Origin of the sequence: Ancylomarina sp. (genome assembly GCF_041555295.1) — a bacterium.
GTDB lineage: Bacteria > Bacteroidota > Bacteroidia > Bacteroidales > Marinifilaceae > Ancylomarina.
The window spans coordinates 1-23812 of the sequence record NZ_JBFFKR010000031.1 but is presented as its reverse complement, the minus strand read 5'-3'; the positions used below and the strand labels follow the sequence as shown (position 1 = coordinate 23812).

Here is a 23812-nt window from a genome sequence, read left to right as displayed (position 1 = left end):
GTTTCCCAAAAATTCTCGACCAGAGCAAACTTTGAATAAGGATATTTGCCAATTAATTTCTCATACATCTGAAGGTATTTTGCTGTAGCTTCCAAGTATTTGTTAGCGAGTTTCTCATCAGGATTAATTAAATAGGCTTGCACCAATACATCTCCACTTTTGGTACTATATTCAGTCCATTTATTTCCTAATAAATAAATTTGATTCGTTGGATTGTCAGATTTATAAACAACACACCTTTTATTATCAGTTATCTCATTGGATATTTCTTTTCCTTGCGCTACAACATTCCAATCTGAGTCAACAGTTGCACTTATTTCAAAAGTAACAAGTGATCTCTTCTCAAAACGAGGCACCCATGCTGTTGTGCCTGATAAGTAGATTCCTTTTTCGAATACAATTCCCGACGTTTCTTTACTTGCTCCATGTTTTGGCGGAGCATTTAACATTTCTTTTTGGTCAGCTACAATTCCGTGATAACGAATGAATAATTTTGAATTAACATCCTTGATTTTATCTGAAACAAGATACTTTTTCCAAGCCCTTTCATCCCCTTCTTGAGCAATCTCAACAAGCTTCATATTGCAAGAGTCAATGACTAAATTCTTATTTAAATAAAAATGCAACTGTTCGCTTTCCGCTTCATTAAAATAAGATAAATCGATGCTATTATCGACTTGAATTATTGAGTGTGCAACATCAATATTGACATTGATATTGTGATGAATAAAATGATTCTTTTTCATTTCACCATTAGCGCGAGCACTAAAAAGGAATAGAATCGAAAATAGAATTAAAGCGTTTTTCATTGGTCTGAATATTTTAATATTCCGGTATCGGTAAATTGTATGAGTAGTGGCAGATTGCGTGGTAATCTCCTGTCAAACCGCTACGCTGTCTGAACCGGCTGTGAGCCTTAACATTAGGCACTTCTCTTCCATTACTTATACAAAATGTTAGGATGTGTTTTTAATTCTTTTAAATAATCTGTATTATATTTATTACCAGAACTCCATTCAAATGCAGCCTTTTCTGTTGAAAAGACTCGTGGTTTAATAGGAAAACCACCAAGACCCCTTGAAAACAGTGTTGTTATAACAACATGATTAGGAGAGCTAGTTAAAAATGCAGATTTTCTTTCTCCCAAAAGGATATTAAACTTTTTAATGAAAGCAACACCCCTAGCAACATCATGTGGTGACAAATTCATGCTGGCATCTCTGATATCCAACACTATGTTAAAGTTTGGATTGTAATCTGGATTGCTAGAAATTACCTTTCTACTATTAATTATATCATCTACATTAATTTCTCCAGAATGATACTCAATAATTATTTGCTCTTTTTCTAATATCACATATGAGCCTGATTTATTCATTGATAATTGGTTTTAATAAATATCTACTTATTTAATTCAGACATATTTTAGAACGACACATAATACATCCTAACAATTGAATTAAATTATATACCAAATGTAAGAGCTAATTGACCAATGTGAGAAAGCATATTTTTGAATTATGATGTATTTCCCACACGCATGCAAACCCACTCTAACCTATCTGTCAGCAACTTAATCGGAACTTAGGTGAGAAAGACTCAATTTGAATTGATGTACTTGTTATGTATTCAACTCACTCTATAAAAATGCAGATCGGTACTCAAAAACAGGCTATATTCCTTTTCTTGTGCACTCTTAAAACTAAAACAGCTAAAATTCCCCATAATTCAATAAAACACAGACTTCCTTACTTAATAATTAAACAAATTTTCAATTTATAAAACCCATCAAAAACACTTCATTCATATTTTATACTATCTCATCACAAAACACGCTCAAGCCCTACAAAACCAACACTTAAACCCAGAACTACCTCATAACAATACATCATTTCATCTCATCTGACTTTTGCACATAGCCTAAGCTAGCTCTACATTTAAGTAATCAAAAAAACATTTGCATGATGAAACTAACCAAATCTCTAATCCCCATTTTTGTTTTGTTATTTGTCTCAATAAGTGCGCAAGCACAATCATTGAGTCTGAAAGGAAAAGTATTCGATTCCAAAACAAAAGCTCCACTATACTATACCGTGGTAAACCTGAAAGGAACTCATGTTTATGACTTAACTAAAGAAGATGGATCATTTACCCTAAACGAAATTAAAAAAGGAAAATACATTCTATTGATTTCAGTACTAGGATATCAAGCTCAAGAGAAAGAAATTGATATTCAATCCTCACAAACGGATCTTAATTTCTATCTAAATCCATCAAGTCTGGATTTGGAAGAAGTTACGGTTACAGCTAAAGCTAGCCAAAGTAAATCGGGAAGTACAACTTACAAAATAGGAAGCCAGGCCATACAACAAGTACAACCTATTAGTGTCAGTGATATCCTGCAATTAATACCAGGAAGTCAAGTAGGAGCTACAGATTTAAGTACTGCTTCGCAAGTTAATCTTAGAAGCGCGGGAGGAGATGAAGATATTAATTCATTTGGAACTGCGGTTATTATAGATGGGAACCAACTAAGTAACGATGCAAACATGCAAGCTTTCAATTCAGCAGTCAGCGATGCAGGAGGCAATAATGTAGTCAACGAAGGTATTGACCTAAGAGACATACCAGCCTCTAATATCGAATCGGTTGAAGTGGTCTCCGGTGTTGCAAGTGCCAAGTACGGCAATATTACTTCCGGTGCCGTTTTAATCAAACGTAAAGCGGGTTATACGCCTTGGAGATTTAGCTTTAACAGTAATCCCACATCCTACCAAGGAGGTGTAAACAAGGGGTTCAAATTAAAGAAAGGCGGGTTTCTGAATGCTGATTTTGACTACACATATGCTAATAATTCGCCAACTTCACGAAGAGATTACTATCAAAGAATTAATACGGGGCTTAGATGGACAAAAGAGTTCTCTAAAAAACGTTCATGGTCTAACAATCTTGCTTTTAGTTATGGCTTATCCTTTGATGGTCAAAGATCGGATCCTGATGAAACAGTTGTTAATACTGAATCAGAATACAAAAATCAGAGCTATAGATTATCTAATAATGGTAACCTTAATATATTGGGAAGAACTAATTATAGTTTTAGTGTAAACTACACGAATCAATATTCCAAAAAGAATCTCCTTTTGGCCGGACCAATTCCAATTATTGAGTCTTTGGAGGAAGGAACATATTACACAAAATTTACACCTATTTCATTTTACCAAAACACAGAATTGCATGGTGCCCCAGTTAATATAAATGGACGATTTGATACAGAGCAAATATTTACAACAGGTAAACTAAAACACAATACCAATATAGGTATAGAATATTCCTTTAATAAGAACTATGGTAAAGGAAAAGTTCTTGATAAAGAAGGCCAAACGGCAAGTGTTTCTGGGCCTGGATCACGAGAAACTGACTTCTATAATGTTCCAGCAAGTCAAATCTATTCAGTCTATTTTCAGGATGACATTAATTACTCGGGAGAAAAATCAAACTACCTCTTAAAATTAGGAGCTCGTTATGATTATATGATTGAGAAATACCATTTACTATCACCTCGTCTTTCACTCTCAGCAAAATATTTTGACAAGTTTAGAATTCGAGCAGCCTATGGGTTATCGTACAAAGCACCATCGATGCTTCAATTAAACCCAGCCCCTGCCTATTTCGATATTATAAATCTTAATCATTATGCCAACGACGAAGCTAGAAGGTTAGCTGTAGTGACAACCTACATTCATCAACCTCAAAATGGGTACTTAAAACCATCAAGAGGTGAAACATTTGAAGGTGGGTTCGACTTCGAACACAAAGATTGGAATTTTAGAGCCACTATATTCCAGAAAAAAATCACAAATGGAATCACAAGTAATGGCATACTAAAAACATTTGAAAAAGAAATTTGGGAAGTAAAGGAAGATTATCCTGACAGTCAACCTTTAGTTGGCCCAACGGGTAATTCTATCTATGTATCAAGTAAAATGAATACATACGTAAATGCCTTTAAATCTAAGACAACGGGTTTGGAGTTGAGTGCTCAATTTCCAAAAGTAAAAGCAACGAATACCCGATTTAGCTTATCAGGAAGTTACCTGAAAACAAACTCACATAGAGATTTTCCTAGCGTTAAGTCTTCGGGCTCTTTGACAGGAAGTCAAGCGAATAGATACGGTGTTTATGAAACGCCATCATATAATTCATATATATGCAGATCTAACCTGACTGTAATTCAACACATCCCTGAAATAAAAATGATGGTGACCTTTACAGGGGAAGCAAACTGGATTAATAAAAAAGAGGTCGGAAGCTATCCAAGCATATATCCCTTAGCCTATTATGAAAAAACTGGGGAGTACGTAGAGATTCCTCAAGAAAACAGATCAAATGAAGAGTTTTCAGATCTTTTCAATTCGGATAATCGTTATAAAAGCACACCTGATCCAACCTATTTCAATTTTCATTTACAGGTAAGAAAAGAAACAAAACAGGGACATAGTTTTTCTTTTTATGCCAATAATTTCATGTGGTACAACCCTTCATACATTGATAAAAATAGCAAAACTCGAGTGTATCAGAATGCTAAAGTAACATTTGGGTTCGGTATGAATTTTAAACTGTAATCTTTACTAACCATTATAACTATCATTATTATGAAAAACAAAAAAAGTTTTGTAATTGGAATGTGCACTCTTTTTGCACTTAGTACGACCCTAATCTCCTGCAACGACGATTCAGAGGTCAAATTAGCTAATCTAAACGTCAGTATAAATACTTCTGAATCATTTAGCGGCGTAAGTACAGATAACATTTATGTTTATCTTGAAAACACAACAAGTCAGGGTAAAGATAGCGTCCTGACAAACGTTGATGGAGTCGCAACTTTTTTAGATATGGCTCCTGGTACATACAATTTATCTTGTATGAAAAGCTTAACAGCTCAGGAAGCATCTGAAGCATCAGGATATTACGAAGCGATCACCCTTAACGGAACAAAATCGAATATAAGTCTTTTTGGAGGTGTTGACTCTGTTGATGAACTGGTATTAGACGGTAAACCTTCCAGTTCTTTAGTCATTAAGGAATTTTATTACAGTGGAGCCAATGATCCTTCATGGGGCATAATGTTCAAGGATCAATTTATAGAAATCTATAACAACTCTGCAGAAGTTGTTTATGCAGATGGTTTATACTTAGCAAGTATTGTTCCTCAAAGAAACGGTAGTAGTGCTGATGATGTGATTTCCACTTTATCATTCGAGGAATTTGTATACGCTGATAAGATTGCACAAGTTCCAGGTTCTGGTACTGATAACCCTATTCAACCAGGTGAGAGTATCGTTATTGCATTTGATGCAATTGACTGGACTGATAATGGAGTCAAAGATTTTTCTGTTGATTTAAGTAGTGCTGATTTTGAATTGTATGCTATTGATTGGTTAGAATCATTAGGACGTACAGGTAGCACTTGGTTCGACCTTGACAATGCTGATGTTCCTAATATGAATATGGTTTATTTGAATGTTGAAAACTATGGTTTTTATAGCTTTAATTCAACCGGAGCTAGTGTAGCGATATTACGTTGTGATGAAACACCTAGTGAAATTATTACAGATCCAGAATCATCAGATAGCAATCCAATATACTATACAAAACTAAATGTTGCTGACGTTATTGACGGTATTGATATGCTAGCTAATGCAGATGCAGGAGCATACAAAAAGCTTCCAGCAAGCATTGATGCAGGTTTTAACTTTGTTGAAGGATCTAGTTACACAAGCTTAAGTGTAAGCCGTAAAGTAGCTAAAACCATGACTGACGGACGAATCATTTATCAGGATACTAATAATAGTTCTGAAGACTTCGAAGCAGGAAATGTTTTCGAGTAAACCTCATGCTTATTAGATTTTAATCCATGAAAAAACAAGTAGGTGGGAATACCTTTTCCCACCTGCTACACCTTGATTTTAAAATTTATTTGTGGTGAATTTTTATTCCTTAATAAAGATTCTTCACATAATTACAGACTCATTCAATATTTAAACCGTATGAAAAATCATTTATTCCTTTTCATATCATTTCTGATCGCATTTTCAACACAAGCTCAGGAAATAAGTACATCTAATAAAGAGATTCTCAAGACGGATATTGATAGAGACTTTTTTATTAAAAAACAACTTGATTTGTATACGGTCCTTCCAAGCACTTTATCGCTATGGTCTCATAGTGACTGGTCTATCATCTCATTTAATGGCTCGTATAACGAAGGCGATTTCAAAACAACTGATGAGTTCAAAAAAGATCATAAATTCTCTTTTAAAACAGAATCTGTTCAGTCATACGCGGACAAATCCCTTAAATTATATGGTAGTTTCAACTTCAGTTCTGCGATGCATGAAAAAGCGAATTGGAATCAGTTTTATAAAAAATCAGAAATCGGGAGTCCATTTCGAATTGTGACTGAAAGGGTTGGTGATTGGCGTACGAAGCATTATAGCTTAAACGGAATAATTACAAAAAAAATCAGTAAGCGCATTGAGTTGGGACTAGCTGTAAATTATGATGGTGATTTATATTTCAGAACGCTTGATACACGAAATGAGCAATATAATTTAAAAATAAACATTCAAACTTCAATCAGTTATTCTATGGGAGACGATAAAAATCTTTCCTTAGGAATTGCTTACAATCGAGTCAAATCGAAGCCAGAATTTCGCAATAAATTTAAGGCTACAGGCACAGAATACTACCTGTATCCTACCATAGGTTTAGGTAACTTTGATAAAGATGTCAGAAGTGAAAGTTTAATAATCAAAGATCAGAATCCATCTTTCACACTAGCCTATCATAGCGGGAATAAAAATAAATTCTCTGTAAGTTACACCTTGTATCCCGGAGAAGAGAAATGGGAAAACCCAATATCCTCTCTAAAGGAAGACGGTTCAAAACTATACAAGTACGATTACAAAAAGCACAACCTGGTCAGTTCATATTTGATTAACACTCCTAAATACCATTTACTAAGTAAAGCAAAAGTAGAACTTATCAGCGGAAAGGGATATAAGTATAATTTTGGTTATCGAGATGCTTATATTTATGATGGTGTAAATTTTAAAGGCTCTTTTGATTTACTTCGAAACAACAAAAATATTTTCGATCAGTCTGGAATAGAGTTAGGTTTCGAAGATGTGAGTAAAAAAGATCTAACCAATGCTCACTTAATGGAATACACGAATCTTAACGTGAATTTACACACGGGGTTCAACTTTGCCCTAAACACCAGTAATAAGGTCAAATTCACACTTAATGGAGGCTACAAATACAACTTATCCTACACGCACGATTTAGCTTCGGCAGCAGCTATGAACTACACCATAAACATAGCACACAACGAAATGGCCTATCATACGGCAGACTACTATAATGTGGGTGGGAAGCTCTCTTGGTTCCACCAATTCAAAAGCACGGGTATCGAATGGGCATTAGATTTTAATCGCCTAAGCCCTACTGACATAAAAATATCAAACCAGTATTCAATTCTGGAAAAATCAACCAACCGAACTTATATTGGATTGAATTTCAACCTAATTTTTTAAATAATACATAATGAAAAAAATTCTAATAATTGCCCTCTCCTTACTAACACTGTGTTCGCCAGAAGGTGTTTTTGCAAAGAGAAAAAAGTCAAAAGCTGATAAAAAATCATTCCAAAATGATCTACCAGCTTACATGATCTATGACAATGCTGGTAATAAAGTTACTTATTCAGCAATGCTTGAGGAACTTAAAAAACATGAAATCTTGCTTTTTGGCGAGTTACATGATGACCCAATTGCTCACTGGATGGAGAAATTAATTACAAAAGCCATTGTAGAAGTAAAAAAGGATAGCGTTATTCTGGGAGGTGAAATGTGGGAAACTGACCAACAATTATTATTAGATGAACTCTTAAATAGGACCATCGACCAAAAAACTTACCTGCAATATGACGTCAACTGGCCTAATTTCCGAGATTACAAACCCTTGATTGGTATTGCAATGAAGAACCATCTTCCTTTTATCTGTACCAATATTCCACGTCGTTACGCAAATATCATTTACAAACAAGGAGAAGCCTATTTAGATAGCATCAGTGATCAGGCTAAAAGTTATTTGCCTCCAATGCCTATTCACTACGACCTGAAACAGCCAGCATATGCCAAGATGTTGTCTCTATTTGCTAAGAGCGATGATAAAGGCCACAAGAGCAACAACCCAATGGCTAAGTTTAAAGGTCCTAACCTTGTAAAAGCACAAGCTATTAAAGATGCTACCATGGCTCACAATATTTTAAAACATTGGGAAAAGGGGAAATACTTTATTCACTACAATGGTGTCTATCATTCACAACACCATCAGAGCATTTACTACTATTTAAAATATTACAAGCCAGAAGTTGATGTTGTTACCATCTCGGTCGCTCGCCAACAGAATGTATTGGAACTACAAAAACAAAACAACACAGGTGATTTTAATATTGTGGTTAATCAAAGTATGCACAAAACCTACGATTAATAAACACATCCTACCTAAAACTCTAACTTTTAGGGCTCTTAGGTGAAACACATTTCATCTAGAATAACATAATTAAACAAAAGAGAAAAGGCAAACTTAGTGATATGCAAATATCACTAAGTCCTTGTCCGAAAATCTTTGTGTTCTTAAACAAAAGATCTAATGAAACAGATAATAATATTTTTACTAATCCTATGTCCTCTGCTTACGATAGCTAACGATGGGCGTAAATTAGATGTTACCGAATACACATTAGAAAATGGCTTGCATGTCATACTGCACAAGAACAGCAGTGCCCCCAATGTGGTGGTGGGCGTAAAATATCATGTAGGTTCAAAAAATGAAGATCAGGGATTAACAGGTTTCGCTCACTTCTTCGAGCATCTATCCTTCCATGGATCTGAGAATATACCACAGGGGGAATTTGATAACTACGTTATCGCCGCAGGAGGCTATGATAATGCCTACACAACCTATGATGTAACCTATTACTATGAGCTTCTACCTGCCCACGAGTACAAGTTGGGACTCTGGCTGGAATCAGAGCGTATGCTACATCCTATCATCAGTGAAGAAGGCATAAACAGGGAAAGAGAAGTTGTGAAAGAAGAGAAGAGAATGCGTTACGACAACTCCCCATTAGGAAATGTCTACAATGACTTATTTTTAAATTCATTTCAGCGCCACCCCTATAAACACGCTATCATAGGTTCTATGGAGGACTTGAATACGGCTAGTATCGGCGACTTTAAAAATTTCTTTGAAACCTACTATGTTCCCAACAATGCCTGTCTTGTTGTTGCCGGTGACATCGATATCAAAGAAACAAAGAAGTGGATCTCTTACTATTTCGATGATATTCCCAAAGGGAAAAAGATAGAACGTCCTATATATGATGAGCAGCGTCCTGGCAAAGAGGTTGTCATTGAGAAAATGACAAAAGGGATAAAAAAAACACATGTTGCCATGTCCTATTTCACGGCTCCGGAAAATACCCAGGATGGAAAAATTATAAAAGTAATCTCTCTATTACTTTCAACCAATGGTAATGATTCATATTTGGAAAAAAACATAACAGGAATTGATAACCCCGTTTCGAAAAAGATCGTTGCCTCTGACGAACTATACGAACAGGCAGGTCTGCTTTTCATCAGGGCTAACGTAGCTGAAGGTAAATCGAAGAAAGAACTAATTTGTGCAATAGATCAAGAACTTCAAAAGCTAATCGACAATCCTGTTCCTGAGATGGATTTACAAAAAGTCAAGAACCGTCTAAAATCAGGATTTATCGACCTGGATTATGACATGAGAACTGTTGCTGACTTTCTTACCAGCTACCATCATATTTGGGGAGATGCTTCCAGGTACAATACTACGATCCAGGAATATATGGCTATCACCACAGAAGATATTCAGCGAGTAGCCAGGAAATATCTCAATCCCGAGAACAGAACAATAATTATCTATTATCCTGAAAACAAATAACAACATGAAAATATTTTATATAGCAATACTAATACTGTTGCAAACAGCCGTTCTTTCTGCTCAGGTAGATCGTAGTAAGGAACCTGCTCCAGATTCACCCAAGGAAATCAATTTGGGAGACCTTAAGAGCATTGAACTGAAAAATGGCTTAAAGGTATTTCTGGTTCCCAAACCTGGTTATGGCAAATTTGCATTCTCCCTTACTATAAATCAACCTGATATAAAAAAGGACCCTCAACCAGAATTACGAGAGATTCTCGGCAAGTTATATTATAGAAAATCGTCTATAAATCACACCCAAAAGCAGGTCGATTCCATTATTGATTTTCACGGTGCTAAAATGGGAGTAACCATAAATGGTGGGTTCATTATTGGCTTAAAAGAAGATACCCAGCAACTAATGAGAATGTATACCGATTGTCTGATTCATCCAAGCATTAACCAGACAGTAATGGATGAGCTCGTTGTCGAGAAAATCGAGCAGCATAAAGCTCCTAAGGAGAAAGAAACGGTATCCAATAAGAAAACCAACTTTGGCCTTATGCTTATTGATTCTCTCCTGCATGATAAGAAAATAGAGACTGAGGAACTCAGTACTTCCAGAGAATTAAATTACTCGGATATAACGCTTTCTAAACTTCAGGCCTACCAAAGTCAGCGAGTTGTGAGCAACAATAGTACCGCGATTCTAATTGGTGATTTTTCAGAATATTCAGCCCGTGAGCTACTGGAAAAACACTTCGCAAATTGGAAAATGGGGGACCCTTTAGAAGAAGATCGTAAAGATATCCCAAACAACAAGATACCGGCACAGCGCGAGATCTATGTTATTGACAACCCCATAGCCGTACAATCAAAGATTGGTTTTCATTGGAATCTGGGAGATGCCTTTCAATATTTCAAGGATGATATCCCAATGGAGGTAATGAATCAAATACTGGGAGGATACGCCAATGCGTATATCTATCAGAACCTAAGAGAAGATAAAGGCTTATGCTACTTTGCCCTCTCCAGTATCTCATGCACCGGTGACGGAGGCTCAGGATTCATAAACACCAGCGTACGTACTGAGAAGACAGCCATCGCTGTAGAAAATATTATCTATGAGATGCTACGCATTCGCAACCAAAAGGTCTCAGACAAAACCATGCGTATGGCTAAAAACAGCCTCATCGGAGCTTATGCAAGATCTCTCGGAGGTATTGCCCTGCAACGTTTTCTCTCTTTTGCCATGGCACAGAATGAGTTCAATTTGCCTGATGATTATTTAAAGACCTATCCTCAAAAAATTGGAGAGGTAACAAAAGCGGATATTATTAAGATGGCTCAAAAATACGTCAAGCCTAATAACTGCATCGTTATAGTTCAGGGGAATGCAAAAGCACTCAAGGGAACACTGGAAGCATATGGTCCGGTTAAATATTTTACTAAAGAAGGAAAAACTTTAGAATTCTAGTTTAGAAAAAAGATATAAACTTGAATTAAAGTTATCTAAAAGGGCGCCTATTGGCGCCCTTCTTTTGTATCCTATCATGCTATCGATTACCAGATAAGCAATCTTTCTTTTATGAATTCACATTGTTTAAAATCTAATTGAACTTAGAACCTATTTAAAAATGAGGTGAAATTCACATTTCTGTCTAGCTCAAGCTTACGTCTTAATCGATATCTTCCTATTTCAACTCCCCTAACAGTAATATTCATCAAGGGTGCAATTTCTTTAGTCGCCATATTCATTCTCAGATAGGCACAAAGTCTCAGGTCTTTAGAAGTCAATTCCGGAAATTTCTTTTTCAACTTAATAAAGAAATTCTCATGAACCGTATCAAAATAATCCTCAAAAACTTCCCAGTTCTCTTCCTTATCAATACCCTTATTCACCTTTCTAATAAGTCTACGAAGATCTTCTGTGACCAATTTATTTGTTTCTGAGTAATGTTTAACTTGCTCTAGTTCGTCCTTAAAATCGGTTAAAACCTGATTTTTCTGAATTAAACTAAAAGTAAGGTTAGCCAGTTCTTTAGCCTTGTGAAGATTATCTGATCTAAGTTTCTCATTCCTCAATCGAATTAATTCCTTGTCTGAAGTTAGCTTCTCCTGAGTTCTTTGTTGGTCTAATTTTATAGCCTCCTCTTTTTGCTGTTTCTCTAATCTTGATTTAGCCTTACTAATTGTATAGCGTACCAGAAAGACAGACATAAATATGATCAACAGAAATACTAGCACATAAACAAACATCATCCACTTTGTAAAATACCAGGGAGGTAAAATTTCAAATTCACAAACAGCAATTTTACTATACTCCTCAGCATCATTTATGGCACGAACCACAAAGCGATAATCACCAGAAGGTAAATTGGTAAATTCACGACTGTTATTCCGACTCCATTCAGACCATTTTGCATTATAACCATATAAATAGGTTTGATAATAAACCTTATTATAATTTGGAGATCCGGCCGAAAAAGTGAATTCTATCGAATTATCTGTATGATCAATAGGTTCTGTTATCTTCAACCAATAGCTATCGTTTCCATCAGATATATCGCCCCATACATTATACTTTCCTTTAGAATGTGACGAAAGGTTCACATTTCTGATTATTACCGAAGAATAAGTTCCAGTTGAATAAGCCTTATCTTCATAATAATAAAACCCATCTTCACAACCAATTAATGATGTCGAGTCACTCATTTGATGAACATTTTCGAAACCAATAGGATACGAACCATCAATAAACCTGAATGGCTGATTTTTGGACTGATACAAAACACCATCTTTTATTTGATATAGCCTTAATTGTTCTCCTGACAATACCCAAATTTTATCGGAAGACTCCCCTATGATATTTGTCGTATTTTGCTTATTAGAATTAAGAGCTCTAAGCAGATTGGGTTCGTAAAACTCCTGATTATCATCATTAAAGCAGTATACTCCACTGTCAGCTATGAAGTAAAGTTTACTCTCAATACTTCTAACCTTTTTTAAACGGTTCTCCTTACCAACACGTTGATAATATCTTTTTTTCTCAGGTTTTTCCCAATTAAATCTATAGATTCCATTATCATATTCGACCCAAACATTCCCCAGGCTATCGAACTCAAAATTATGGATCTCCCGATTTTTCCCCTCCAAAAATCCGCTCTGTATAAGACGCTTACCAGATTCTCCTTTCTCTTTCTGAAGAACTAATAAGCCATTCGTCGTATTCGTAAGGTATCTGTTTTCTTGAAATGGCACTTTTTTTATGACCATTCCTCCAGGTTGATGAACGACAGGCTCTATTCGATTCTTCTCTATTGAATAAATTCCAGAAGGGTGTCCCAAATATAAAATATCGTCAATAACAGTCAACCCAAAAACATGGCCTGGAAATAATAATTCAAAATCATGCTCATTCCGTTGATCCGTTCTTTTTCGCCACAAACCATGACTTGTCCCTAAATAGATATCCTTATTGAACCTTGCTGCCGTATATCCCGTTCCAATTCCTGATTGAGTATTGTAAACCGTGAAAGGAAGCTCTTGTCTGAGTACAGAAATTCCTGCTGAAGTTCCCACCCACAAATTTCCATACGAATCCAAATCAACTCCAAAGACGGTGTTATTAATTAAATTTCCACTTTGATTGATTTGCTTAACAACCTCTAATTCCCCATTAACCAGCAGTAATCCATCATAAAAGGTCTTTAACACATAACTGTCGGGAGACAACTGTTGTATACCCTGAAGGAAATGCTCCTTAACAAAGGAGCCGAACCCCACATCAAAATCAACCAGCTTATCATCATCCAAAAGGAAGCTTCTCCCATTTTTCCCGAAGATCACAAGCCCCTCTGGGCTCTTTATTAAGCCACACAAACCCAGTCCTTTTACCTTATCCAGAGAAAGCACCCTGGTAACTTCTCCCCTTAGATATCTGAATAGTCCCGATTTAGGAGCATAAATATAGAGCTGGTCATCAATTCTCTGTGCCAGACCTATTCGGTTAGTACCTTCAATAATACGTATCTTAGTCTGGGAATAGATCACTAACTTATTATCCACCACAAAAAGTATCTCGTCACCAATTCTGAACACCTCTGCATTGACAAACATGTTAGAGTTTATATATCCGGTAACAAGATGATTCAACGAATGAAACTTTAATCTATTAATAGAATCTCTCTCCAGGAAACCTATCCCCTCTCTTCCGGCGGCAAAAACAACATTGTTCACATCCAAAGCCAAAGAGTGCATTGGAAATCCGGTAACTATTTTCACCCAATTCTCACCATCAAATTCTATAATCCCATTTTTATCACCAGCATACATTAATCCATTGGAACTAGTCACTACTGAATATATTTTACTGCCGCCATCATAAACATTAGGGTAAAAGTTTCGGACGATAAGTGAACCTTCTTCTGAAGCAAAAAGATTAGAAATAGATACGAACCAGATAAGTATATAAAAAAAACAAATAGTACGAAAATTCATGAGATTTAGGGTTTGATCTTTGAGTTCCTAAAAACAACAGTCCTTTCTTATTTTATTTCTGAAGAATTATTGAACGGTGTCCTTATCCAATATTTATGAATAAAAAAACATAAGCTCTAATTCATCAATTAAAATATAAAATAACTCTTGCTTAAATTGATATTATATTCTGAGTAAACCATTGTCACCAATTTATAAGCCTTCAAAACCAGAAAAGCCAAACAACTATAGTGATTAAATATGGTTTACTAAAATAGAGAAAGGAAGTCACCCATATGAATATACCGTAATGAAAATATGTCGCATTTTATGATATTGCACGCGTACCAGACTCATTTTATGTGAATTAGGAACTACTTAGATTCTATCTAAAAATAGCATAATCAGATATAAAGTCTAAAGTCGGTGAATAAGAAGAGTTTATTTTGCCATTCTGATCTTAATGTATTCGGATGGAGTGATTTCGTGAAACTGCTTAAACACCCTATTAAAGGAAGACTTAGAATTAAAACCACATTCGTAAGCCAAATATAGTAAGGTTTGATTTTCATGTGCTTTCTTATCAATCAACTCGAGAAAGAAATTGATTCGGTAAGCATTTATAAAATCAGAATAGCTTCTGTTGGTTACACGATTGATTACTTGAGAAATAATGTGCTCAGGAATATCAATTAGAGAGGATAGTTTTCTGAGTGTTAAATCACCGTCTTTAAATAAATGATTTTCATCAATATAAGAGCAAATTTGATTGTATTGCTCCTCTTCTTGTTGTAAACCATTCTCGTCTCGGGATTTCTCCTCCACTTTTACTACTTTTTCTGTTCCAAAGGGATGTGCAAAGATATATGCATACTTTGTGTAGATATAAACAAAAGAGATCACAAATAACGTTACGATAATATTAATAAGCATTACCTGATCAATTAACAGTTGTACACCATATGCACCCAGCATTTTAATTGTGAATACTGCAGTAATTAGGATTAAAACGCCATTCCCAATGCTCAGAATCCATTTTACACCATAAGGGTTTGACTTTTTTAAAGCATTATTTCTCTTCACCTTCAAAATCATATTATACCCTGCAAGTACATAAGTTAAAATAATAAGGAATTTCATATACACAGAAATTACCGCGTAAATATTGTCAGAATGAGAACAACCACCTTCCTCTAAACAATCCACAAGCCCAAGCGACTTTGTTGTTGTTTTATATCCCATATACACAACAAAAGGGATAAGATGTAAGAGATGTTTTTTCTGAAACAGGAAGGAAATATTGACTAAACTTAGAACATAGAAATAAAACATGGCGCCATGTAATACATGGCTGGCACAAGCAAATTCATACACCCAATGGAAATCCTGAAACAAATTGTGTGAGGAAAGAAAAAAAGTTATTTCAGCAAGAAGCACTAACACTAACCAAGAAACAAATATTCGGTCAGAAATGTGATTAATTTGACGCGACAAAATGGATGCCATAAAAAAGACCAAAATAGCCAAACATATCACAAATAAATAATCCATCTTATATAAATCCTCCCCTTTACTATTCAACCTTACTTAAAATAGATCTACAATCTTAACTATTTTTCAGATTAGACACAAAATGAATAAGAAAAGAATTTAGACTCTTAACTAAACCTCTATCCATCATTTATTCTTGGACGTCTATCTTCAGCACTTTTTTCAAATGTCTTGAAGAAGTGCCTAACATCAAATTAAATTGACCGACTTCAAACTTTATGAGTTCATCATGTTTAATTTTTCCTATTCAAGATGAATACTCTTTTCTGTAATTCATTTAAATGAAAAAAGAGAAAAGTCAGAGTTCAGCTAGCCTAACGGTCAAATTCTCCTTCCTCTTTCTCTTCTTTATATTTACAAGATATTGCAAATAGAAAATAATATGGAAATCATTTGTAAATACTACAAATCAAGATTGTGATCAAGAGCAGAAAACAACTCGCCATTAGCACCATCATCATCGATTAAAGCTGGCGCAAGCGCTCCAGGCAATACAGCTTCTACAGGGTGATCAGCATATTGGCCACCTAAATCGGTACGCAGCCATCCCGGATCAAGCAGGTTAATTCTTACCCCTGTGTTTTCAACTTTTGCAGCAAGATCGTCGGTGAGTTTATTTACCGCCGATTTTGAAGCACCGTAAGGGGCCAGTTCGGGCTCTCCATTAATTCCGGATGTGATATTAATAACACGTCCAAAACCATTTTCTATCATATTGGGAATAAAGGCACGACACAGGCTATACATGGCCATAACATTGACTTTAAAACTCGCCATCCACTCTTCCCAGGTGTGATCCCAGTAATCTTCGTGATAGGGCGTCATTACAGCTGCATTGTTATATAAAACATCAACATTTAGATTCAAATTCTGCACCTGCTCTACAAGATGATTTACCTGTACTTCGTCAGACAATTCACCATAGACACAATATGTATTTACAGGATATTCCTCAAGCAAGTCTAATGTTTTTATGCAACTATCCTTGGTTCTTCCGTGTACAATTATATTGCAGCCCAATCTAGCCAATCCCTGTGCTATTTGTTGTCCTATACCACGGCTTGATCCTGTGATAAAGGCGTTTTTATTCTTTAAGTCTATCATATTATTTCATCCTCTTTTCATGAGATGTTCTTATTCAATTTCGACTACTATCGTTTTCTTAATTTCCTGAGACGATACACCAAGCATTAATTTGAATTGACCCGCTTCAAGTTTCCAGTCCATCATTGAATCATCGAAAAAGGCCAGTTCATTAACAGGAATTTCCATTGTAACAATTTTGGTCTCTTCTGGATTTAGCATCACCTTATTAAAGGCTTTCAATTCCTTAAGTGGTCTTAAAACCGATGCTTCAACATCGTTGGCATACACCTGAATCACTTCAGCGCCACTTGATTTCCCGATGTTTTTAATCTCACATGATACTTTAATCACATCGCCTTTTTTATAGGTAGACTTATCTGTTTTAGCACTCAACACCTTAAATGAGGTATAGGATAAACCGTATCCAAAAGCATACAAGGGCTTTATGTTTTTAGTATCGTGCCAGCGGTACCCTACCAATATATCTTCTTTGTATTCCTGATTTGTACCATCGCCAGGGTAAGAAATCTCTCCAAATGAATGAGCTGCGTTGTCTTCCAGTTTAACTGGAAATGAAAAAGGGAGTTTCCCTGATGGATTCACATCTCCCGAAAGAATATCAGCTATGGCGTGTCCTGCTTCACTTCCTAAATACCAGGTTTGCACAATGGCTTTCACTTTCGAAACCCATGGCATCTCAACCGCATTCCCACTTACCATGATAACAGCCGTGTTTTTGTTCACCTTCAGAATTTCATTCAACAGATCATCCTGCCCAAAAGGCAATGCGAATTGCTTACGATCGTCACCTTCACAATCCTGATGATGACTTTTATTCAATCCTCCTACGAAAAGGACGATGTCTGCTTCTGCTGCAACTTCAATTGCCGCACGCTTTAATGAATCTGCATTTAGTTTTGTTGGCAACACCTGTCCATAAACCGATGCACCAGATGAATAACCCATCGCATGAATAATTCGTGCATTTTTAAAGCGTTTCTGAATACCGCTCAAAGGTGATATTTCATGCTTTGCTTTGAGTTCCGAAGAGCCACCACCAACTGTCATGCTACGAGTCGCATTTTCACCAATTACAGCAATGGTTTGTTTCTTTGCCGGGTCTATCGGGAAGAATCCCTTATCGTTCTTCAATAAAACAATCCCTTCGGCAGCCACTTCTCTGGCCACATCAAAGTGTTGCTGATTGGTCATTTTACCAAAAGATCGAGTCGAATCCATAGTGGTACGCATCATCAAACGAAGAATACGTCTGACCTTATCATCCAGCACACTCATTTCGATCTCTCCGGATTTTAGCATCTTAAGAAAGGGATTCGCTAAAAAATAATTATCGTAAGCGTTCTTCGATGATGTTGTCAATCCATCAGTTCCCGTTCCCATTTCAATATCCAGACCATAAAGTGCAGCCTCTTTGGTATCATGCGTTGCTCCCCAATCGGTAACCAATACCCCATCAAAAGCCCAATCGCCCTTAAGAATCTTATTCACCATCAATTCGTTGTGACAACAAAACTGACCTCTTATTTTATTGTAAGCTCCCATAATTGACCAAACCTCTCCTTCAAGAACTGCAGCCTTAAATGCAGGCAGGTAAATTTCATACAAAGCTCTGTCGCTCAATTCCACATTGATATGATTACGCCAGTGCTCCTGGTTATTCAAGGCATAGTGTTTCACACAAGCAGCCACTCCATTTTCCTGCACACCTTTGATATATGGCACAACAAGTTTAGAGGCCAAATAAGGATCCTCACCCATGTACTCAAAGTTTCTTCCATTAAGGGGTGTGCGATAAATATTAACACCCGGACCTAAAAGAATATCTTTCTTACGATATCGGGCTTCTTCCCCTATCGCCTTACCGTACTTATATGACAAGCTCGGGTTAAAAGTAGCCGCCAAACAAGTTAAAGCAGGGAAAGCCGTACAGGAATCATTTGTCCAACCCGCATGGTCCCAGGTATCCCATGCAATCTCTGCACGCACTCCATGAGGTCCATCTGACATCCAGATCTCAGGAATTCCCAAACGAGGAACACCGGGCGTACTAAACTTCGATTGTGCATGGCACATGGCCACTTTTTCTTTCAACGTTAACTGCTTTATGATTTCTTCAATCTTATTATCGATTGACTTAGTCTCTACTTGTGCAAACAATTGACTTACACCTAAGAGAACGAATAGGAGACTTGTAAATAATATTTTTTTCATTGCATATTGGCTTTTACTATGCCCTTGTGGCATAACATGAGTTTTGTCCTTTATATAAAATTTCAGCTCCCATAGCTTAATACTAGTATACGAGTGTTTGTATCGCTCTTGCTGGTATGTCAATCGATACAGCAACATTAGCACCAACATATAGCTTATAGGCCATGTCCTTATCAGAACTATTCATCACGACAGTAGCCATTTTTCCATTCTCATTAATAAAAGAGGTACTTATTAGGAAGCTAACACTTGAAACCGTACTCACTCTTTTCGCTCCCGGGCGAATATATTTTGAGAAATGTCCCAAGTAATAATAAGATGGGGTATAGATTAGACTATCGGTTCTAGTGTCTGCGTGAATTGGAGAAAAGCACAAGTTTCCAACGTGGTTAGGTCCCCCTGTTTCATCCAATAAAATATTCCAATCTGTCCAGCCTGCTGTGCCTCTGTTAAAATCATTGATCATGGAGTGACCATACCTTTCTGCATTTGGCCAATACTGATACTTAGCAGCATCAAAACTTTCATTACATCCTTCTGTAAAAAGTAATTTTTTATCGGGATAAGCTTCCTGAATCTTTTGAAGATTCTCAAACATAGGTTCTCCTCCTCGCCAGGTTTCATACCAATGGAAACCGGTTCCCCAGGCATATTTCGCCGCTTCAGGATCATCGAAAATCGTATTGGCTCTATGTGTAATCAAATCTCGGTTATGATCCCAAACTACAATATTTTTATCTCCAAGTCCTTCTTGCTCCAGAACTGGCCCCAAGTGGTTTTTCAGGAAATCTCTCTCTTCTTCTGCCGTATAAATACAAGACTCCCAACGCTGAACTGCCATGGGCTCATTCTGAATGGTCACGCCCCAAACAGGAATACCTTCTTTCTCATAAGCTTTAATAAATTTTGCATAGTATTTTGCCCAAGCATCATAGTACTCAGGGAGCAACTTTCCCCCTTGAAGCATGTTTTTACTGTCTTTCATAAAAGCTGGGGGACTCCACGGACTGGCATAAAATAAAATGGAACCACCAGCTTTTGCAATCGCTTGTTTAATCATCGGCAAGCGGTATTGTTTGTCATGATCGATGGAGAAAGTTTTTAAGTCTTTATCTCCTTCTTCGATATAGGTGAAGCTGCCATTACTAAAATCGCAGCTATGAATTGACGTACGCATTAAGGTATAATCAATACCCTCTTTGCCATAATAGGCTGAAATAAGTTCTTCTTGTTTTTCTTTCGAAAGTTTTGCAAAGACTTCTGCTGAAGCATCCGTAATCGCCCCTCCTACGCCAATAAATGTCTGAAATGTGTTATTCGGGTTAACAAATATCGAATTCTCAGTCTCTAAAGCTTGTTCCGTTTTCTTAAATACTGATTGTCCTGTTTGACTTAGCCTGAGATCAGTGTCCTTGGCAGTCGTTATAATCGTAGCTGTTTTTCCCTCTGCCTCATATTCTGTAATTGAGGTTTCAACCGGTTTGGTTTGTGAGCATGCTATAAAAGCAAAGGCAATAGCAGGAATAAATCGTTTCATAATTGAGGTTCTGTTTTATAGTTTTTTAATATTAAAATAATCTTATACAAAGATCATTTCATATGATTGAGCTTATTTTTAATAAGCAGAGTATCAGATTAAAAAAATAGCGCATATAGCATGAGGGACACTACAGAGGCGCTACTAACCAACTAACAACTTATGATCTTAAGTCATAAATACTAACAAAAAAAATTGATTGAGAATCAAGTTTCCCTGATTCCCAATCTGTGTTTAAAATGATTAATAAACCAATTTTAACACCCCAAATTTTTCCGCCTGATATCTTATTATTTAAGCAAACGGTTATGCTTCAGATAACCTTCTCTTATCCAAATCTGATTTTATAACAACACAAGTTTCATGATCAATAGTATAGAAATACAAGAGAATTGCACAAGACATATACAGGACTCCCGGAATAACGGAAATCATGAGTTTAATACCTGTTATGGCTGTGGCTGTTTGTTCAACATTTGGCGTAAATTTGAAAATAGCAAGCATCCATCCTGCCAAAGCACCACCTATACCCCAACCTGCTTTTTGAGCAAAAGTAGCCGCAGAAAACACCAAACCTGTTGATCTTCTTCCTGTTTTCCACTCCGAGTAATCGGCTGTATCAGCAAGCATGGTCCAGAGTAAAGGAACTGCAGGAGCATAAGCCATCTTTGCCAGAATATTGAGGATATAGATCATCGTAATATTGTTGGCACCGGGAAGATATAGGCAGATGAAGAAAAAGCCCGACAGCAATGAACTAGCCAAAAAAACATTACGTTTGCCGAACCGTTTAGCCAATGGTTTTGAGAAAGGTATTGCAACAATTAGAGCAACAGTTCCTATCACATTAAACAATTGAACATTTTCTTCATTTCCTATATAGTATTTAAAGTAGTAAGCAATGGATAAGTTCTGCATTGCAAACATGATAAATGAGATAATTCCAACAAAAAACAGAATGACCCAAGGTTTGTTTTTAAATAGATTTTTAAAATCTTCCTTTAAGTTTTCTTTCTGTTCTTTAGGAGGTTGCACCCTCTCCTTAGTTGTTTTAAAGGTGATCATGAAAAGTACAAAACTGATAATAGAAAACAAGATCAAGGTATACTGATAACCTTTTGCATTATCACCCTGACCAAAATACAAGGCTAAAGAAAGAGCTGTTCCTGACACGATAAACTGACCAATAAAAGCAAAGATAAATCTGTACGAATTAAGGCCTGCCCGCTCATACGAATCGGAAGTCATGACGGCACCCAGAGAAGAATATGGAAGATTGATAGCCGTAAATACTGTCATTAATAACATATAGGTAACGCCTGCATATATCACTTTACCTGTTGGACCTAGATCTGGAGTCGTAAAAGTCAAAACTGCCAAAACACTATAAGGTAAAGCCATCCATAAAATATAAGGACGGAATTTTCCCCATCGCGTGTTTGTTCTATCAGCAATAATCCCCATTAAGGGATCGCTAAGCATGTCCCAAAATCGGGCGATTAGCATGATGGTACCGGCTGCGGCAGCTGAAATACCAAAAGTGTCAGTGTAAAATATTAAGATCCAGAAACCTACCATATCCCATACAAAATGAGAGGCGGTATCTCCTAAACTATAACCGACTTTTTCCTTCAAAGATAATTTTGACTCTATTTCATTCATCTCTATATGATTCAAATACTTTTTATTTTACTTCAAACAGGTTGTACGTTCTGGACCATTCAATTATTTGGTCTGGCTTCACGTTTATATCAAAAAATAGTTCAGGGCTCACAACATGTTTCCATCCCCAAAGGTTTACTTTGTTTGTTTTAAAACTTCCTGATTCACTAATCCCAATCTTACTTTTTGTGTTTACCAACTCCCATATTGCATCAACATTCTCACTTCCTGATAGATTGCTGAAAAAGAACTGTTCCTCAGGCGTATTATTGAACGTGATTTTATTATCTGAAATTTCAACGATTCCTTCAGGATTAACATTTGCTCCGAATAATTCAGGTTTAATTTGAAATGGAAATTTTAAGATATAATCGGAACCTATTAAATCTTTATTGATAGCTAGAAAATTGTGGTTGTATTCATTTGTTGAAATGTTTTTTTCACCCGTATTATGCAAATGATATTTAATAAAAAAACTGTTTCCCAATAATTTAATTTCTTTTCTCAGCACGTACGAATAACCGTTAATGCTTTGGGACTTACACGTTATAATTACTTTATCCGATTCAATAGTGACATCAAAATCGGCAGGTTCAATTTCATAAGCTTTGCTAAAACTGTATTGCTCTCCCTCTTTCTTTAGTAATCCTACCCCTATCTTAGGAAACCATTCGCCTTCTTTGATCTCTTCAAAGCCGATAGGCATTTCAATGCCAAATTCATTGTAAAAACCCTTTCCAAAACGATCATCATCCTCAACATCCAACCTCTCTGTTCCAGCAACATCAATACCCTTAAATTTCACGGACACAATTTTACCAGTCCAGTCAAATCTTGGAAGATTATAGTTTTCCATTGGCAAGTCTATATGAATTTCCAGATTTTTATTTTTTAAGACATGTGTCATATTCGTATATTTTTTATGCTGACCAAAGCTTACAAATGATAAGAATATCATTAGAAATAAGACCGTTATTTTCATTCTTTCAGGCTTTGAACAGTGGCTATTTTGAATTAGATAAGTTGGTATACTTTTCTTTCACAACATAGAAAGCCTTTTTGGGATTTCTGTCTATATCAACAATTCCCCAATACTCTTCGTTTGGTGCACCGTCGTATGGAACACCGCTACTATTTGGCGCCCATCCACCAGAGTCTAATGTATTATTATTGCCAGCTTTCCATAACTCATCAACAAAGGCAAAGAGGGTGACTCCCGAACAAATTTTCTGATTCCTAAAAACTGAT

At 36.2% G+C, this 23812-nt stretch carries 16 protein-coding genes; 6 read left to right on the top strand and 10 right to left on the bottom strand.

The genetic code is table 11. From position 1 onward, the window contains the following. Positions 1-809: hypothetical protein (locus tag ABY905_RS04515; protein ID WP_372640996.1), on the bottom strand; the 809-nt coding region annotated here is incomplete at its 3' end. A gap of 131 nt (positions 810-940) precedes the next feature. After that, positions 941-1378 carry a hypothetical protein gene (locus ABY905_RS04510; RefSeq protein ID WP_372640994.1) on the bottom strand — a complete coding sequence of 146 codons (438 nt, stop codon included), beginning with the start codon at positions 1376-1378 and terminating at the stop codon, positions 941-943. A gap of 583 nt (positions 1379-1961) precedes the next feature. Between ABY905_RS04510 and ABY905_RS04505 the strand changes: the two genes are divergently transcribed. The 6 genes from ABY905_RS04505 (at position 1962) to ABY905_RS04480 (ending at position 11494) form a co-directional block, all read left to right on the top strand. Then, positions 1962-4622, top strand: coding sequence for a TonB-dependent receptor domain-containing protein (locus ABY905_RS04505; RefSeq protein WP_372640992.1), 2661 nt, complete (start codon positions 1962-1964; stop codon positions 4620-4622). A 30-nt stretch (positions 4623-4652) separates the two neighbouring features. Then, positions 4653-5888 (top strand): DUF4876 domain-containing protein, encoded by a 1236-nt coding sequence (locus ABY905_RS04500; RefSeq protein WP_372640990.1) that lies wholly within the window; start codon positions 4653-4655, stop codon positions 5886-5888. Positions 5889-6047: 159 nt separating this feature from the next. Continuing rightward, a complete protein-coding gene (locus ABY905_RS04495; protein WP_372640988.1) occupies positions 6048-7595 on the top strand; it encodes a DUF6850 family outer membrane beta-barrel protein in 1548 nt (515 codons plus the stop codon). Between the two features lie 10 nt (positions 7596-7605). Then, entirely contained in the window at positions 7606-8553 is a 948-nt protein-coding gene (locus ABY905_RS04490) for a ChaN family lipoprotein (RefSeq protein WP_372640986.1), read from the top strand. Positions 8554-8715: 162 nt separating this feature from the next. After that, positions 8716-10038, top strand: coding sequence for a M16 family metallopeptidase (locus ABY905_RS04485; RefSeq protein ID WP_372640984.1), 1323 nt, complete (start codon positions 8716-8718; stop codon positions 10036-10038). Positions 10039-10042: 4 nt separating this feature from the next. After that, positions 10043-11494 (top strand): M16 family metallopeptidase, encoded by a 1452-nt coding sequence (locus ABY905_RS04480; RefSeq protein ID WP_372640982.1) that lies wholly within the window; start codon positions 10043-10045, stop codon positions 11492-11494. Positions 11495-11637: 143 nt separating this feature from the next. Here ABY905_RS04480 and ABY905_RS04475 read toward each other — a convergent pair whose 3' ends face one another. From ABY905_RS04475 to ABY905_RS04440, 8 genes are all read right to left on the bottom strand, one after another. Beyond that, complete coding sequence (locus ABY905_RS04475) at positions 11638-14517, bottom strand: triple tyrosine motif-containing protein (RefSeq protein ID WP_372640980.1); 2880 nt, start codon at positions 14515-14517, stop codon at positions 11638-11640. 420 nt (positions 14518-14937) lie between these two features. Continuing rightward, positions 14938-16047 (bottom strand): helix-turn-helix domain-containing protein, encoded by a 1110-nt coding sequence (locus tag ABY905_RS04470; RefSeq protein ID WP_372640978.1) that lies wholly within the window; start codon positions 16045-16047, stop codon positions 14938-14940. Positions 16048-16449: 402 nt separating this feature from the next. Beyond that, the gene (locus ABY905_RS04465; protein ID WP_372640976.1) at positions 16450-17151 is read right to left on the bottom strand and encodes an SDR family NAD(P)-dependent oxidoreductase; all 702 of its coding nucleotides are present in this window, start codon (positions 17149-17151) and stop codon (positions 16450-16452) included. Positions 17152-17181: 30 nt separating this feature from the next. Then, positions 17182-19365, bottom strand: coding sequence for a beta-glucosidase (locus ABY905_RS04460; RefSeq protein ID WP_372640974.1), 2184 nt, complete (start codon positions 19363-19365; stop codon positions 17182-17184). 82 nt (positions 19366-19447) lie between these two features. After that, positions 19448-20902 (bottom strand): glycoside hydrolase family 30 beta sandwich domain-containing protein, encoded by a 1455-nt coding sequence (locus ABY905_RS04455; protein WP_372640972.1) that lies wholly within the window; start codon positions 20900-20902, stop codon positions 19448-19450. A 306-nt stretch (positions 20903-21208) separates the two neighbouring features. Beyond that, positions 21209-22564: an MFS transporter gene (locus ABY905_RS04450; RefSeq protein ID WP_372640970.1), complete on the bottom strand. Its 1356-nt coding sequence runs from the start codon at positions 22562-22564 to the stop codon at positions 21209-21211. Positions 22565-22586: 22 nt separating this feature from the next. Further along, a complete protein-coding gene (locus ABY905_RS04445) occupies positions 22587-23546 on the bottom strand; it encodes a hypothetical protein (protein WP_372640968.1) in 960 nt (319 codons plus the stop codon). Positions 23547-23568: 22 nt separating this feature from the next. Continuing rightward, on the bottom strand, positions 23569-23812 hold a 244-nt coding region (locus ABY905_RS04440), incomplete at its 5' end, for a hypothetical protein (protein ID WP_372640966.1).

Excerpts from the sequence above, each read along its gene's own strand:
- ABY905_RS04510 (WP_372640994.1), bottom strand. The coding sequence starts at position 1,378 with ATGAATAAATCAGGCTCATATGTGATATTAGAAAAAGAGCAAATAATT.
- ABY905_RS04505 (WP_372640992.1), top strand. The coding sequence starts at position 1,962 with ATGATGAAACTAACCAAATCTCTAATCCCCATTTTTGTTTTGTTATTT.
- ABY905_RS04500 (WP_372640990.1), top strand. The coding sequence starts at position 4,653 with ATGAAAAACAAAAAAAGTTTTGTAATTGGAATGTGCACTCTTTTTGCA.
- ABY905_RS04495 (WP_372640988.1), top strand. The coding sequence starts at position 6,048 with ATGAAAAATCATTTATTCCTTTTCATATCATTTCTGATCGCATTTTCA.
- ABY905_RS04490 (WP_372640986.1), top strand. The coding sequence starts at position 7,606 with ATGAAAAAAATTCTAATAATTGCCCTCTCCTTACTAACACTGTGTTCG.
- ABY905_RS04485 (WP_372640984.1), top strand. The coding sequence starts at position 8,716 with ATGAAACAGATAATAATATTTTTACTAATCCTATGTCCTCTGCTTACG.
- ABY905_RS04480 (WP_372640982.1), top strand. The coding sequence starts at position 10,043 with ATGAAAATATTTTATATAGCAATACTAATACTGTTGCAAACAGCCGTT.
- ABY905_RS04475 (WP_372640980.1), bottom strand. The coding sequence starts at position 14,517 with ATGAATTTTCGTACTATTTGTTTTTTTTATATACTTATCTGGTTCGTA.
- ABY905_RS04470 (WP_372640978.1), bottom strand. The coding sequence starts at position 16,047 with ATGGATTATTTATTTGTGATATGTTTGGCTATTTTGGTCTTTTTTATG.
- ABY905_RS04465 (WP_372640976.1), bottom strand. The coding sequence starts at position 17,151 with ATGATAGACTTAAAGAATAAAAACGCCTTTATCACAGGATCAAGCCGT.
- ABY905_RS04460 (WP_372640974.1), bottom strand. The coding sequence starts at position 19,365 with ATGAAAAAAATATTATTTACAAGTCTCCTATTCGTTCTCTTAGGTGTA.
- ABY905_RS04455 (WP_372640972.1), bottom strand. The coding sequence starts at position 20,902 with ATGAAACGATTTATTCCTGCTATTGCCTTTGCTTTTATAGCATGCTCA.
- ABY905_RS04450 (WP_372640970.1), bottom strand. The coding sequence starts at position 22,564 with ATGAATGAAATAGAGTCAAAATTATCTTTGAAGGAAAAAGTCGGTTAT.
- ABY905_RS04445 (WP_372640968.1), bottom strand. The coding sequence starts at position 23,546 with ATGAAAATAACGGTCTTATTTCTAATGATATTCTTATCATTTGTAAGC.